This window comes from Paenibacillus elgii NBRC 100335, from assembly GCF_004000865.1.
GTDB classification, from domain to species: domain Bacteria; phylum Bacillota; class Bacilli; order Paenibacillales; family NBRC-103111; genus Paenibacillus_G; species Paenibacillus_G elgii.
In genome coordinates this window covers 50,097-63,387 of sequence record NZ_BIMB01000041.1, presented here as the reverse complement: position 1 = coordinate 63,387, position 13,291 = coordinate 50,097, and the positions used below count along the sequence as shown (strand labels likewise).

Sequence of the window (13,291 nt, the reverse complement as noted above, 5' to 3'; positions counted from 1 at the left end):
AAGCGCCGCCGCAGCCGCCAACGCGCCCGCCGCTGCTGCATCGCCCGCGGCCGGCTCCGCCCTGGCCGCCCCAAGCAGTCATATCGGCCGCGCCTTCGATGACCTGCGCCACGGGCGCTACGACGTGATCGGCGCGATCATCGCCCGTAAGCTGGCGATGAACGTTCACCTGATCCGCGTCTCCGCTTGGAGCAAAGTGCTGCTCACGGCCTTGGCCGTGATGGCCGTGCTGGTGCTCCGGCCCTCAGGGCGGTTGCGCCTGTGGGAGCAGCGCTACCCGTACCTGATGCACGGGTGCTATGCCAACGTCATCGGCGCGCTGGCCGCGCTCGCCTTGAACGATTCTGGCATTGTCGCCGCCGCAGCGATGATCGTCTACAGCAGCGTACCGCTGCTGCTGTTAAAACTAGAGGGCGCCTGATTCCAACGACAGGCGCCCTCCAAAATCATATTATTCCGCAAGCTGCTCCCACTGCTCGTAGCATTCCGCAAGCTGCTCGCGCTTTGCTTCCAACGCTGCGTTTTTCTCCTGCACGAGCACGTAGTTGTTATACACGTCCGGGTCGGTCAGCTCGGCTTCCAAGCCGCCGATGGACTCCTCCAGCTGCGCAATTTGCTGCTCCAATTGCTCTAGCTTGCGCTGGCGGGTGCGCTCTTCGCGCTTCGCCTGCTTCCCGGCCTCGTAATCGCTGCCCGTTCCCGGTTCAGCTGTTTTCGCCGCGCTGCCTTCCGCATGTCCGCGGCCTTTGGCGGCTTCCGCGCCGCCGCGGCTTGCCGCTTCCGCCAGCCGCTGCTGCTCCATCTCGGCCAGCTCCTGCTTCTTTTCCACATAATCGTCGTAATTGCCCAGGTAGACGGTGACTCCGTCCTTGTCCATTTCAAGCATGTTCTCGGCCATTTTGTTCAAGAAATAACGGTCGTGGGAAATGAAAAGCAGGGTACCTTCGTACTCTATCAGGGCCGATTCGAGCACTTCCTTGCTGTACAAATCCAAATGGTTCGTAGGCTCGTCAAGAATAAGCACGTTCGCTTTCTGCAGCATCAGCTTCGCAAGCGCGACCCGGGCTTTCTCGCCGCCGCTAAGCGATCCGACCTTCTTGAACACATCCTCGCCGCTGAACAAAAAGTTGCCGAGCACCGTGCGGATGCGCGCTTCCTCCAGATGAGGGAAGGCGTTCCATACTTCTTCTAGCACGGTTTGGTTCGGATTCAGACCCGTTTGCTCCTGATCGTAGTAGCCGATCTTAACGTTCGTTCCCCAATCGAAAGCCCCGCGGTCCTGCGTATGCTGCCCGATCAGCGTCTTCAGCAGGGTCGATTTGCCGATCCCGTTCGGACCGATCAAGGCGGCCGTATCGCCGCGGCGCAATTGGAAGGTGATGCCTTGCGCCAGCGGTTGCTGCCGATCGTAGGATACGGTCAGCCCCCGCACGTCGAGCACTTCCCGACCCGTAGGCGCCTCGACCTCGAAGGAGAAGCTGGCCCGCTTCAGCTCGCCGAGCGGCTTGTCGAGCCGTTCCATTTTATCCAGCGCTTTGCGGCGGCTTTGCGCCCGTTTGGTCGTGGAAGCGCGGACCAGGTTGCGCTGGATGAAGTCTTCCATTTTCGAAATTTCTTCCTGCTGTTTTTCGTACTGCCTGAGCTGCACCTCGTAATCCGCCGCTTTCAGCTCAATGTACCGCGAATAATTTCCGGTGTACCGGCGGGACGAAGTTCGTTCGATCTCATAGATGGCGCCGACTAGCGAATCGAGAAAATAGCGGTCGTGCGAGACGACCAGGATAGCTCCGGGATAGGAACGCAAATACTGCTCCAGCCACGTCAGCGTCGGAATGTCCAAATGGTTCGTCGGTTCGTCCAACAGCAGCAGGTCCGGCGCTTCGAGCAGCATCTTGGCCAGCGCGAGCCTCGTCTTCTGTCCTCCGCTCAACGTTTGCACCGGGGTAGCCGGGTCCATGTGTCCGAAGCCCATCCCGCTCAAGATTCCGCGAATTCTCGCCTCGATCTCGTAGCCGCCGCGCTCGCGGAACGCATCTGACAGCTCGGCATAGCGGCGCATCGTTTCCTCCGTTTTTTTCTCGTCGGCCAGCACGTCCGGATCGGACATGCGTGCTTCCAGCCGCCGCAGCTCCTCTTCCATTTCCAGCAAACGGTCGAAGACGCTCATCAGCTCGTTCCAGATGGAGCGGTCCGATGCTAATCCGCTGTTTTGTTTTAAATAGCCGATTTTCGTCTCTTTTGCCTTAAAAATGCTCCCCGAATCGTAAGACAGCTCGCCCGCGATGATCTGAAGCAGCGTCGATTTGCCTGCGCCGTTGACGCCGACGAGTCCGATGCGCTCCCGCGCCTCGATTTGAAGCGATATATTGGAAAGTACGGTGCTGACGCCGTAGCTTTTGGTGATGTTCGAAACCTGAAGCAGCATAATGAATAAAGCCTCCTGAAATCAAAGTCCTGAAAAAAGGCGACAATCTCCCTCAGTTTAGCATATTTGCCCGCCGATTTCGATTTGATTTCCATCCGTTCCCCGGTATACAAAAGCACCCCGCTTGTCTTATGCTTTTATACGCATGCTTCCGAATTGTGATTCAAAGAGAGTGAGAGGAGGCGATCATCGTGCTTCCGGTGTCTATACAAAAAGACGCTTGCCCGCGACGCGGCGCAGTGTCCCGCCTCATCTGGCTTGCCATATGGAGCGCGCTGCTGCTGATGGCGTTCATCGTTCCGAATACCGGCTTCTTGCAGTCGATACCTTCCGGTGCGAAGCCCCGCCCGGTACCGGCCGTCTCGTCTACGAGCCCCGATTCGGTCAAAGAGCGGCCGCTTCAAGTGATGACATACAATATTCGCCACGCCGAAGGAATGAACGGCCGCGTCAACCCGCAAGCGGTGCTGCGGGATCTAAAAGCCGCCAATGCGGACGTCATTGCGCTGCAGGAAGTGGACCGGCTGCAGTGGCGCAGCGGTTTGCAGGACCAAGCCCGCTATTTTGCACAAGCGATGGGCATGCATTGTATTTATGCTCCCGCAATCCGCCACGGCGTGTCGCAGTACGGCGTCGCTCTGCTGAGCCACTATCCGCTCGAAGCGCCGCAGATTCACCGGCTTACCGGCGGACGCGAGCCGCGACTGCTGCTGACGGCCGAGCTGCGCTTGCCGGACCGCACCGTGACGGTTGCGACCACGCATCTCAGCGTCGAAGCCGCTGGGCGAACGCGCGAATGGCCGCAGCTGCTTGCCGCGCTGCAGAACGGGCAGACGCCTCTGATTTTGCTAGGTGACTTTAACAGTCCGTCTTCCAGCCCCGAGCTTCAGGAGGCCATCCACAGACTAGGACTGAAGGAAATCAGGCCGAAGCCTTCCTCCTTGCCGACGGTTGCCCATGGAGGCAGGATCGACCATATTTTTACCAATTTGCAGGCAGAACGGCCCGCGCTTGTCGAAGATAGCCGCGCTTCCGATCACAGGCCCGTGTCCGCCTCGATAAACGAAAATGAAATCCCCCTCCATGCACATTAAGCTGCCTGCTTCACGTGCGACGAAGGGGGATTTTTGTTAAAGTCAGCCGCGCAAGACGGCAAGCCCGCCAAGAAGAAGGAGGCCTGAGAAGATGGCGATTCCGTCGGCGCGGGTCAGACGAAGAGACTCGGTATGGCCCAAGAGTGCGGTTCGGCGGCCGATTTTTTTCATCTCCAGAGCGGCGGTCATTTCCTCCGCCCGGTGGAACAGCGCCAGCAGGAGCGGGATGACCAGCGCCGGCATATCGCGTCCCCGTACGGCCCCAGGTCGAACAGCCGCTTTGCCTCTTGCCCGAACGATATCCGAGAACCGCTGCCATTCGCGCACGATCATCGGGATAAATTTGAACATGAGCGATACCGCCAAAGCAAACGAATCCGTTCGAAGCCGCAACCGCTTCGCATACCCGAGCCCCCAGGCAAGGCCCTGCACCATACGCCCGTAAGGCGTTGCAGCCGCAAACCAGTAGCTTGCGAGCGTGATCAGAAACAGGCGGAAAACATTCAAGCCAGTAGCAAGCGCATGCTCCGGGGAAAACCCGACGAAGGGAAAGCTGCCGCTTGCCGTCCACTCCAGTCCGGCCAAGCCGACGGAGATCAGCATGAACCATGCTAACGGTTTTAGGAGCTTGGCCGCGCCGAGCAGTGCGGAGCGGGACAGTCCGATATAGGCGGCGGCGATCGGCAATGCGGCGCAGGCAAGTCCGAGCCAGCTGCTTTGCAGCATCGTGCCTATGACAATGAAAAGATACAGCAGCCATTTGCTGCGCGGATCGAGCCGATACCAGAGCGAGTTGGCCGTGGCAGGCGGATGTGCGCTTTCCTGGGACAGGCCGGCCGCTTGGCTTTGCGGCGGAAGCGAAGCGAGCAGCGCGGATTCGTCCGACTGGGATTCAATCTTCGGCTTGCCTTCCGGATGTTCTGCGGGCGGTGCAGATTTTACCGTAACGCAGTGTCGTTCCTTCAGCCGCTCTGCTATCGCATCGGCCAAATCCTCGGGCGAAAGCTTGCCTTCGTCCATCACGGCAGTGCCGTTTCTTGCCAGCGCATGCGAAAGCAGGACGCAACTGGGAAGTCCGACTCCGGCTTGCACGAACGGTTCGGGATTGGCGCATAGAGCGGCCGGTGTCCCATCGGCTGCGATCGTACCGTGGTCGAGCACGATCACGCGGTCCGCCAGCGGAAGAAACAAGTCCAAATCATGGGTGGCGATAATCATCCCGCCTTTGGCAGCTTTGCGGGCTTGCACGTACCGGAGCAGCTCTTTGGCTGCCGCCGATTCGAGACCCGCGGTAGGCTCATCCATCAGAAGCCAATCCGGCGAGGTAGCGATTGTCGTGGCCAGAGCAAGCCTGCGCCGCTGGCCTCCGCTTAGCGCGAACGGAGAACGATCCGGGTCGAACGAAGCGCCGAGGCCAAGGTCTTCGCAGGCGGATTGAATGCGTCGTTCTTTTTCCTGCGCCGTCAGCCCATACGGTCGCAGCGAATAGCCGAACTCCTGCCGAAGGCTTCGCGCGAACAACTGCTGCTCCGGAAACTGGAACGTCAAGCCGAGCCGAAGAAGAAGAGGCCGGGTGACCCGGTTGCGGCGCCATAACGGCTCGTCATCCAGACGAATTTCGCCCGAAGAGGGCGGCCGCATGCCTGCCAGCAGATGAAGCAGTGTGGACTTGCCGGAGCCGGTATGTCCGATGAGCAGCGTGATGGTTCCGTCTTCGAATGTAAGATTAACATCGCTTAACAAGCGGCGGTTCGGATCGTCCGGAGCGGCTGCGCTTACGTTGTTCAGCGTCAGAGGCATAAGCGGCTCACCGCCTTCGCCAAATCATCGAAGCTTAAGGGGCGGGCCGTCAGGCCAAGTCCCTTTTTCTTTAAATGCAGCGCCGTCAGCACGACGAAGGGAGGGTCAAGTCCAACTCGCTCGCACGGCGTCTCCGAATCGGAAGCCGTAGCAGGGTCTCCATAAAAGAACGTCCCCGGCACTCCGTCAAACGCCACCCCGCCTTCCTGAAAAGCGACAATGCGGCTTGCGTGGACCGCTTCTTCCAGCCGATGCGTAATCCATACGACGGTCGTTCCTTGAAGATGAGCTTGCCGGACGACCCGCAGCACTAATTCTCTTGCAGCCGGATCGAGCATGGCGGTCGGCTCGTCCAGCACTAGCATATCGGGAGCGGTTGCGAGTGCCGCGGCGATGTTGACGAGCTGCTTTTGCCCCCCAGACAAGGAGTTCAGCGGCGTCTCGAGGGGCAATTCAAGCCCCACCCGAAGCAGCGCTTGCTTTTGGATCTGCCTCAGTTCCTCCTTGCTCAAATGACGGTCATTTAACGCGAAAGCAAGCTCTTCGGCCGGCGTATCGCCAATATGCTGGGACTCCGGATGCTGCAGCACACCGCGGATGTTCATATGCTCTTTCCGGACCATCCGCCCCGCCGTAAGCCGGCACGTACCAAGCAGTACGCCGGCCAGCGTACTTTTGCCGCTGCCGTTCGGACCTGCAACGGTAACCCACTCCCCGGGCTCGATGAGCAGCGTAACGTTGGCCAAAGCTGTATGCGCGCCCGAGCCAGTCGGGTACTTCACGGATGCTTCCTGCAAGGCTATGAAGAACGAAGAAGACATAGGTAAAAAATCCTTTCGTTTTTAAAAACTGTGTGCTATAATCCTCAATTGTTAACCTGTAATTATCTTTGTTAGTTGACGATTAAGTCATCATAACCATACCAAAAAAGGAGGCATTCATCAATATGAAGCTTACGCTTCGAGGCATTGTTTTTAGTGCGCTGTTCGCTGCACTCGTCGTGCTTTTTGGATTTATCAGCATTCCGCTCGGCTTTACGCCGGTGCCTATCACCCTGCAGACGCTGGCTGTTATGCTGGCAGGCGGGCTGCTCGGTGCACGATATGGCTTTTTTAGCATGGCGCTAATCGTGGTGCTGACGGCCATCGGATTTCCGCTGCTGCACGGCACAGGAGGATTGAGCGTTCTGCTCGGGCCGACCGGAGGTTATGTGTTTATGTGGCCGATCTCCGCGCTCCTGATCGGCTGGCTGCTGCCGCGGATACGGATTCGCGGCGTATGGGGATACGCTGCGTCCTTTCTTCTGCTCGTGCTGTTCGGCTCGTTGCTGCTATATGTAAGCGGAGTACCGTGGCTCGCCTATGTGACGGGCATGTCGCTCTCCAAAGCGATGGTTGCCGGGTGTTACCCGTATTTGATCGGCGATGCGATCAAGGCTGCGGCAGCGACCCTGATTATCGCCTCCGTGCGTCAAGTGTTCCTGCCGGAACGGTTAACAGGGGAAGGAATTCCCCTAGAGTAGGATTTTTACGATGGAATTTTCCGTTTTCACGTTCATCTATGAAGTTTGCTTTTACATACACGTCTGCCTTCGGGCAGACTTTTTTTATTATGTAAGAACATTTTTTATTTTGCCGCGAGTTTTTGGGTAAAATCGTAGAAATTCGTTATTTTGCTTCGATTTATGTTAAACTAGGAGAAAATGCCCCAAAAGGGGTTTGCCATCGAGCATGGTACCCATTAGAATGTTGTTAACCCAGAATCGACCCGATGAAATGAGGCCGTTTCATGAATATTAAAGAGAAAAAAATCGAACTTCGCCGCCAGGCCGAAGCGGTTCGTTCAGCCATTCCCGAGGACGAGCGGAAGCGTAAGTCCGAGATCATCAGTGGCAAGCTGATCGAACGGTTGGAAGCGCTGCTTCGTCCAGAGCCGTCGATGAGAAGACGTCCGACGCTGCTTACCTATATGCCGGTTAAAACCGAAGTGGACGTGACCCCGGTCATGGAAGCTTGCTGGGACCGTCCTTGGCGCGTCGTCGTCCCGAAGGTCGTGCCCGCCTATAAGCAAATGAAGCTGTTCGAGGTACGTTCGTACGCCGACTTGGAGCGCGGAACGTGGGGAATCCGCGAGCCGATAGCCAAAGCGCAGCAGCTATTCGATATCCGGCAGGTGGATGTCGCGCTGGTTCCGGGACTCGCGTTCGATGCCCATATGGGCCGGCTTGGCTACGGCGGCGGCTTCTACGACCGTTTTATGCAGCAGTATGTCCGTACCGGCTTGCCGAAGCCTTATATTTTGGCAGCGGCGTACGAGGAACAGTTGATCCCGGAAGTCCCGATGGGACTGTTCGATTTCCGGATCAACGAGCTGGTGACGGAAACCCGCATTTTGACGGAGAAGGGAGCGGATGTCCATGGCTGAGGAGCGCCAGCCGCTTACCCATCTGAACGAGCAAGGCCGTGCGCGCATGGTGGACATCTCGGACAAGCAGGAAACTGTCCGTACGGCGACGGCCCGCACGACCGTTACGATGCTTCCGGCTACGCTGGAGCTGATCCGGCAGGGAGGCATCGGTAAAGGGGACGTGCTGGCCGTCGCGCAGGTTGCCGCGGTCATGGCTGCTAAAAAAACGTCGGATTGGATTCCGATGTGTCATCCGATTGCATTAACCGGCGTCGATGTCCGGTTTAGCGATAACGGGGAAGGGCAATTATACATCGAAGCGACCGTCCGCACGAAGGGACAGACTGGTGTGGAGATGGAGGCGCTCACGGCCGTATCGGCCGCGGCGCTGACGGTCTACGATATGTGCAAGGCTGCGGAGAAAACGATGCAGATCGGACCGACGCTGCTGCTGAGCAAGACCGGCGGCAAGAGCGGAGATTTTCACGCAGTCCCATAGAGACTTGATGAGATCCGGGAGAGGAGCAGATGTATGCGCTGGAAAGTGGCTATCTTGACCGCTAGCGACCGTGGTTCGCGCGGAGAGCGGGAAGACACGAGTGCACAGGTCATTCGGGAATTGATTGAAGAAGAAATGAACGGAAAAATTATCGAATACCGTGTCGTGCCTGACGAGAAAGACGAAATTATGGCGGCGTTGATCGAAATGACGGATTATTTCCGGGCCGATCTCATTTTGACAACCGGAGGCACGGGTCTTGCGGCGCGGGATGTCACGCCGGAAGCGACTTTGAGCGTCATCGATCGTCACGCTCCGGGCTTTGCCGAAGCGATGCGCATGTATTCGCTGCAAAAGACGCCGCGTGCGATGCTCTCCCGGGCCGTGTCCGGGATTCGCGGCAAGACGCTGATCCTGAACTTGCCCGGCAGCCCCAAGGGGGTTTCGGAAAATTTATCCGCCGTTATCGATCAACTGCCTCACGCGCTTGCCATTCTGACCGGACGCGAGGGAGACCACGGCGATGAAGCATGATTCAATGCTCGAAGAGGTTCCTGTGGAACAAGCCGTAGGCATGGTGCTTGCGCACGACTTGACTCAGATCATTCCCGGCAAGTTCAAGGGCCGCCTGTTTAAAAAAGGACACGTGATCCGTGAGGAGGATATCCCGGCGCTGCTCAGCATCGGCAAGGAGCATATTTACACGCTTCGTCTGCAGCAGGGCTATCTGCACGAAGATGAAGCGGCCCTGCGGATGGCGAAGGCCGCGCAGGGAGCCGGTGTCACGTTGACCGAGCCGCATGAAGGCAAAGTCACGCTTAAGTCCGCAATCCATGGTCTGGTCAAGATCGACAAAGACCGGATCGACCAGGTCAACTCGCTGGATCAAGTCATCATGTCGACCGTAAAGACGAATACGGTGGCGGAGCCCGGCCGTTCCTTGACGGGGACTCGCGTCATTCCGCTTGTTATAGAAGAAGACCGCATTATGGCAGTTGAGCGTATCGCCGCTTCCATGGGACAGCCCTTGGTCGAAGTTAAGCCGTTCCGCCCGCTGCGGGCAGGACTGATCACAACCGGCAGCGAAGTGTTCAAGGGCCGGATCGAGGATAAGTTCGGTCCCGTCGTACGAAACAAGCTTGCGGCCCTCGGCTCGGAAGTGATCGAGCAGCGGTTTGCGCCGGACGACAGCGAAACGATCGTACAGGAAATCCGCCGCTTCCTGGAGGAAGACCGCGCGGATCTTATTCTCGTTACCGGCGGCATGTCCGTAGATCCGGACGATCGGACGCCCGGCGCCATCAAACGTGCCGGAGCGTCCGTTGTCAGCTACGGCACCCCGATGCTTCCTGGTTCCATGCTTTTGATGGGCTATCTGGACGGCGTTCCAATTATGGGGCTGCCCGGCTGTGTCATGCACGACCCGTACACGTCGTTTGACGTTCTGCTGCCGCGCATTTGCGCGGGAGAAACCATTACCCGGGCGGACATTACCGAGCTCGGTTACGGCGGGCTTTACGGCTGCTAGTTGATGAACAGGCAACATCTCCATTGAAGGAGGATACTCGATATGCTCGGAAATATAGGATTCAGCGAAATTTTGCTCATCGGACTCATTGCTCTACTATTGTTCGGCCCGAACAAGCTGCCGGAGCTTGGCCGGGCACTAGGCAAGACGCTGCGCGAGTTCAAGCAGGGCGCCCGCGATCTGATAAATACGGATGCGCCTCAGCCGCCGCGTCAAGACGTTACGCCGCCGGCGCCTGCGCAGCAGTCACAGCCGCAAGCTGTACAGCCAGAAGCGCGACAAGACTCGCGTCGTTTGCCGGATTAGGGAGGCACCTGTACTCTCGATTTTGACCGTGTGGAAGGTGAACCGTTATGGAACATGATGAAGGCATGACGCTGGTGGAGCATTTGGCGGAGCTGCGCAAACGAATTATTTGGGTGCTGCTTGTCCTGATTGTCGGCATGGTGATCGGGCTGCTCGTGGCCAAGCCGTTAATTAATTATTTGAAAAGCGTTTCTCCGATCGCGAACATGAACTGGTATGTGTTTTCCCCATGGGACCCGATTAAGATGTATATGAGCTTTTCTCTGGTTACCGGTCTTTTGGTTACGCTTCCGTTTGCTTTATACCAGATCTGGGCTTTCCTGAAACCGGGGCTCCGTGAAGTAGAACAAAAAGCCTCATTAATCTTCATCCCCTTTGCGTTTCTTATGTTTTTGCTTGGCTTGGCGTTTGGCTATTTTATCGTTTTTAAAATGGCGTTCTTATTTACGACGGCGATCAGCCAAAGCTTGGAGCTGAACGAAAATTTCGGCATCGCGCAATATTTTACGTTCATGTTCAATATATTGATTCCGATCGCGCTCGTCTTCGAGCTGCCGATTGTTGTGATGTTCTTGACCAAAATCCGCCTGCTCAATCCGCTGCTTCTCCGAAAACTGCGCCGTTACGCGTATTTGGCGCTCGTCGTGATTGCCACGATGATTACGCCGCCGGATGCCGTGTCCGCCATTATCGTCGCTGTGCCGATGATTATTCTATACGAGTTCAGCGTCTACCTGTCGGCGCTCGTCTACCGGAAGCAGCTGCTGCAGGATCAAGCCTGGGAGGCGGAAAGCTCCGCAAAGTCTGTCGAATGACAGGCTTTTTTGTTTGTCTTCTTGCGGTATATTTTGGTAAAGGCTGGAGACAATGATTGAGGTGTGAAAATGTTGTAAAACCACTTGCAAAATTGATGGGAAATAGTTATCATAAGAATTGTTGTTAGCACTAAAGACGTTTGAGTGCTAATAAGATAAACCATCGTTACCCTAATATCAAAAGGAGGCTATTTTCTCATGATCAAACCGTTGGGTGATCGCGTAGTCATTGAAGCCATCGCTAAGGAGGAAACGACCGCAAGCGGTATCGTACTGCCTGACACGGCGAAAGAGAAGCCGCAAGAAGGTAAAGTCGTAGCTGTAGGCAGCGGTACACTCAAAGACGGCGAGCGCGTTGCGCTTGAGCTGAAAGAAGGCGACCGCGTGATTTTCTCCAAGTACGCCGGTACTGAAGTAAAATTCGAAGGCCGCGAGCTGCTGATTATGCGTGAGAGCGACGTTCTGGCCGTTCTGGCTTAAGAACCAACGCCTCGATTCGATACTTAAGTTTTGGTAATTTACTTACGAAAATATTCGAACCGTTAAAAATATACGATTAATTCTCGGGAGGGTTCATTCATGGCAAAAGAAATTAAGTTCAGTGAAGACGCTCGCCGCGCGATGCTTCGCGGGGTTGACGCGCTTGCGAATGCCGTAAAAGTTACCTTGGGACCGAAAGGCCGCAACGTCGTGCTGGAGAAAAAATTCGGCAGCCCGCTCATCACGAATGACGGTGTGACGATCGCGAAAGAAATCGAACTCGAAGATGCTTTCGAGAATATGGGCGCTCAACTTGTAAAAGAAGTAGCGACCAAAACAAACGACGTTGCCGGTGACGGTACGACGACGGCTACGGTTCTGGCTCAAGCGATCATTCGCGAAGGTCTGAAAAACGTAACGGCCGGCGCTAACCCGATGGTTATCCGCAAAGGCATTGACAAAGCTGTTCGTGCAGCGGTAGAAGAGCTCGCGAAAATCTCCAAAACGATCGAAGGCAAACAATCCATCGCTCAAGTAGCGGCAATCTCCGCTGCTGACGACGAAGTAGGCCAACTGATCGCAGAAGCTATGGAAAAAGTAGGCAAAGACGGCGTAATCACCGTAGAAGAGTCCAAAGGCTTCGCAACGGAGCTGGAAGTGGTTGAAGGTATGCAGTTCGACCGCGGCTACATCTCCCCGTACATGATCACGGACACGGACAAAATGGAAGCCGTTCTGGATAACCCGTACATCCTGATCACGGACAAAAAGATCACCAACATTCAAGAAATCCTGCCTGTGCTGGAGAAAGTCGTTCAATCCGGCAAGCAGCTTCTGATCATCGCAGAAGACGTAGAAGGCGAAGCTCTGGCGACTCTCGTCGTGAACAGACTGCGCGGCACGTTCACTTGCGTAGCGGTTAAAGCTCCTGGCTTCGGCGACCGCCGCAAAGCTATGCTCGGCGACATCGCTGCCCTGACTGGCGGCCAAGTGATCACCGAAGAGCTCGGTCTTGAGCTGAAATCCACGACTCCGGACCAACTCGGTTCCGCTCGTCAAATCCGTGTTACGAAAGAAAACACGATCATCGTTGACGGCGCAGGCGACAAAAAAGACATCGGTACGCGCGTATCGCAAATCCGTGCTCAACTGGAAGAAACCACTTCCGATTTTGATAAAGAAAAACTGCAAGAGCGCCTTGCAAAATTGGCTGGCGGCGTAGCTGTCGTAAAAGTCGGCGCTGCTACCGAAACCGAGCTGAAAGAGCGCAAACTGCGCATCGAAGACGCTCTGAACGCTACCCGTGCAGCAGTAGAAGAAGGTATCGTTGCAGGCGGCGGTACGGCCCTCGTGAACGTCTATGCAGCTGTAGAAGCTGTGCAAGCTGAAGGCGACGAGAAAACAGGCGTAAACATCATTCTGCGCGCTCTGGAAGAGCCTGTTCGCACGATCGCAGCAAACGCAGGTCAAGAAGGCTCCGTTATCGTTGAGCGCCTGAAGAAAGAATCCGTTGGCATCGGCTACAACGCCGCTACCAGCGAATGGGTGAACATGATCGAAGCGGGTATCGTTGACCCGGCGAAAGTAACTCGCTCCGCTCTGCAAAACGCAGCTTCCGTTGCAGCTATGTTCCTGACAACCGAAGCCGTTATCGCAGACAAACCGGAAAAAGACAAACCTGCCATGCCTGACATGGGCGGCATGGGTGGAATGGGCGGCATGGGCGGATTCTAATCCGACCCTAGCCCGGATAGAAACGGCAGCATCCTTTGGGATAGCTGCCGTTTTTGTTATGTTGTCTAGGAAGGAGTGGTTCTCTGAAAGTTTGCCAGATGCGATTTTCAGGGCTTAAAAAGAAACAATAGGCCCAGAGGATTAATTAAGTATTTTACGGTCTTAATAGGGCGGTATTCGTGTCTCTAGGCATACCTTGCCCAC

General features: G+C 56.2%; 13 protein-coding genes and 1 pseudogene. 11 read left to right on the top strand and 3 right to left on the bottom strand.

Annotation, left to right across the window (positions count from 1 at the left end):
* Positions 1-421 (top strand): annotated as a pseudogene (locus PEL01S_RS34630) (hypothetical protein); the annotation flags it as partial.
* A 30-nt stretch (positions 422-451) separates the two neighbouring features.
* Here the strand turns inward: PEL01S_RS34630 and PEL01S_RS24840 are convergent.
* Positions 452-2,425, bottom strand: coding sequence for an ABC-F family ATP-binding cassette domain-containing protein (locus PEL01S_RS24840; protein ID WP_127462167.1), 1,974 nt, complete (start codon positions 2,423-2,425; stop codon positions 452-454).
* A 191-nt stretch (positions 2,426-2,616) separates the two neighbouring features.
* On the opposite strand from PEL01S_RS24840, the gene PEL01S_RS24835 reads away from it, so the two are divergent.
* Positions 2,617-3,519 (top strand): endonuclease/exonuclease/phosphatase family protein, encoded by a 903-nt coding sequence (locus PEL01S_RS24835; RefSeq protein ID WP_127462166.1) that lies wholly within the window; start codon positions 2,617-2,619, stop codon positions 3,517-3,519.
* 42 nt (positions 3,520-3,561) lie between these two features.
* On the opposite strand, the gene PEL01S_RS24830 is transcribed toward PEL01S_RS24835, so the two are convergent.
* Both PEL01S_RS24830 and PEL01S_RS24825 read right to left on the bottom strand, forming a co-directional pair.
* Positions 3,562-5,319, bottom strand: coding sequence for an ATP-binding cassette domain-containing protein (locus tag PEL01S_RS24830; protein ID WP_127462165.1), 1,758 nt, complete (start codon positions 5,317-5,319; stop codon positions 3,562-3,564).
* Positions 5,310-6,140 carry an ATP-binding cassette domain-containing protein gene (locus PEL01S_RS24825; RefSeq protein WP_127462164.1) on the bottom strand — a complete coding sequence of 277 codons (831 nt, stop codon included), beginning with the start codon at positions 6,138-6,140 and terminating at the stop codon, positions 5,310-5,312. The genes PEL01S_RS24830 and PEL01S_RS24825 overlap by 10 nt, the downstream gene beginning before the upstream one ends.
* 125 nt (positions 6,141-6,265) lie before the next feature.
* Between PEL01S_RS24825 and PEL01S_RS24820 the strand changes: the two genes are divergently transcribed.
* The 9 genes from PEL01S_RS24820 (at position 6,266) to groL (ending at position 13,087) form a co-directional block, all read left to right on the top strand.
* Positions 6,266-6,841: a biotin transporter BioY gene (locus tag PEL01S_RS24820; RefSeq protein ID WP_174807002.1), complete on the top strand. Its 576-nt coding sequence runs from the start codon at positions 6,266-6,268 to the stop codon at positions 6,839-6,841.
* 266 nt (positions 6,842-7,107) lie between these two features.
* Positions 7,108-7,743 (top strand): 5-formyltetrahydrofolate cyclo-ligase, encoded by a 636-nt coding sequence (locus PEL01S_RS24815; protein WP_127462162.1) that lies wholly within the window; start codon positions 7,108-7,110, stop codon positions 7,741-7,743.
* On the top strand, positions 7,736-8,224 hold the full coding sequence (moaC, locus tag PEL01S_RS24810) for a cyclic pyranopterin monophosphate synthase MoaC (protein WP_108530906.1): 489 nt from the start codon (positions 7,736-7,738) through the stop codon (positions 8,222-8,224). The genes PEL01S_RS24815 and moaC overlap by 8 nt, the downstream gene beginning before the upstream one ends.
* A 33-nt stretch (positions 8,225-8,257) precedes the next feature.
* Positions 8,258-8,758 carry a molybdopterin adenylyltransferase gene (gene mog / locus PEL01S_RS24805; RefSeq protein ID WP_063188478.1) on the top strand — a complete coding sequence of 167 codons (501 nt, stop codon included), beginning with the start codon at positions 8,258-8,260 and terminating at the stop codon, positions 8,756-8,758.
* Positions 8,748-9,752 carry a molybdopterin-binding protein gene (locus PEL01S_RS24800; protein WP_127462161.1) on the top strand — a complete coding sequence of 335 codons (1,005 nt, stop codon included), beginning with the start codon at positions 8,748-8,750 and terminating at the stop codon, positions 9,750-9,752. Before mog ends, PEL01S_RS24800 begins: the two co-directional genes overlap by 11 nt.
* A gap of 42 nt (positions 9,753-9,794) precedes the next feature.
* Positions 9,795-10,058 carry a twin-arginine translocase TatA/TatE family subunit gene (locus PEL01S_RS24795; protein ID WP_127462160.1) on the top strand — a complete coding sequence of 88 codons (264 nt, stop codon included), beginning with the start codon at positions 9,795-9,797 and terminating at the stop codon, positions 10,056-10,058.
* 47 nt (positions 10,059-10,105) lie between these two features.
* The gene (gene tatC / locus PEL01S_RS24790) at positions 10,106-10,873 is read left to right on the top strand and encodes a twin-arginine translocase subunit TatC (RefSeq protein WP_063188465.1); all 768 of its coding nucleotides are present in this window, start codon (positions 10,106-10,108) and stop codon (positions 10,871-10,873) included.
* A 198-nt stretch (positions 10,874-11,071) separates the two neighbouring features.
* Entirely contained in the window at positions 11,072-11,353 is a 282-nt protein-coding gene (groES, locus tag PEL01S_RS24785; protein WP_010494510.1) for a co-chaperone GroES, read from the top strand.
* 99 nt (positions 11,354-11,452) lie between these two features.
* A complete protein-coding gene (gene groL, locus PEL01S_RS24780; RefSeq protein ID WP_054974092.1) occupies positions 11,453-13,087 on the top strand; it encodes a chaperonin GroEL in 1,635 nt (544 codons plus the stop codon).
* Positions 13,088-13,291 lie beyond the last annotated feature (204 nt).

Excerpts from the sequence above, each read along its gene's own strand:
- PEL01S_RS24840 (WP_127462167.1), bottom strand. The coding sequence starts at position 2,425 with ATGCTGCTTCAGGTTTCGAACATCACCAAAAGCTACGGCGTCAGCACC.
- PEL01S_RS24830 (WP_127462165.1), bottom strand. The coding sequence starts at position 5,319 with ATGCCTCTGACGCTGAACAACGTAAGCGCAGCCGCTCCGGACGATCCG.
- PEL01S_RS24825 (WP_127462164.1), bottom strand. The coding sequence starts at position 6,140 with ATGTCTTCTTCGTTCTTCATAGCCTTGCAGGAAGCATCCGTGAAGTAC.
- PEL01S_RS24820 (WP_174807002.1), top strand. The coding sequence starts at position 6,266 with ATGAAGCTTACGCTTCGAGGCATTGTTTTTAGTGCGCTGTTCGCTGCA.
- PEL01S_RS24815 (WP_127462162.1), top strand. The coding sequence starts at position 7,108 with ATGAATATTAAAGAGAAAAAAATCGAACTTCGCCGCCAGGCCGAAGCG.
- moaC (WP_108530906.1), top strand. The coding sequence starts at position 7,736 with ATGGCTGAGGAGCGCCAGCCGCTTACCCATCTGAACGAGCAAGGCCGT.
- mog (WP_063188478.1), top strand. The coding sequence starts at position 8,258 with ATGCGCTGGAAAGTGGCTATCTTGACCGCTAGCGACCGTGGTTCGCGC.
- PEL01S_RS24800 (WP_127462161.1), top strand. The coding sequence starts at position 8,748 with ATGAAGCATGATTCAATGCTCGAAGAGGTTCCTGTGGAACAAGCCGTA.
- PEL01S_RS24795 (WP_127462160.1), top strand. The coding sequence starts at position 9,795 with ATGCTCGGAAATATAGGATTCAGCGAAATTTTGCTCATCGGACTCATT.
- tatC (WP_063188465.1), top strand. The coding sequence starts at position 10,106 with ATGGAACATGATGAAGGCATGACGCTGGTGGAGCATTTGGCGGAGCTG.
- groES (WP_010494510.1), top strand. The coding sequence starts at position 11,072 with ATGATCAAACCGTTGGGTGATCGCGTAGTCATTGAAGCCATCGCTAAG.
- groL (WP_054974092.1), top strand. The coding sequence starts at position 11,453 with ATGGCAAAAGAAATTAAGTTCAGTGAAGACGCTCGCCGCGCGATGCTT.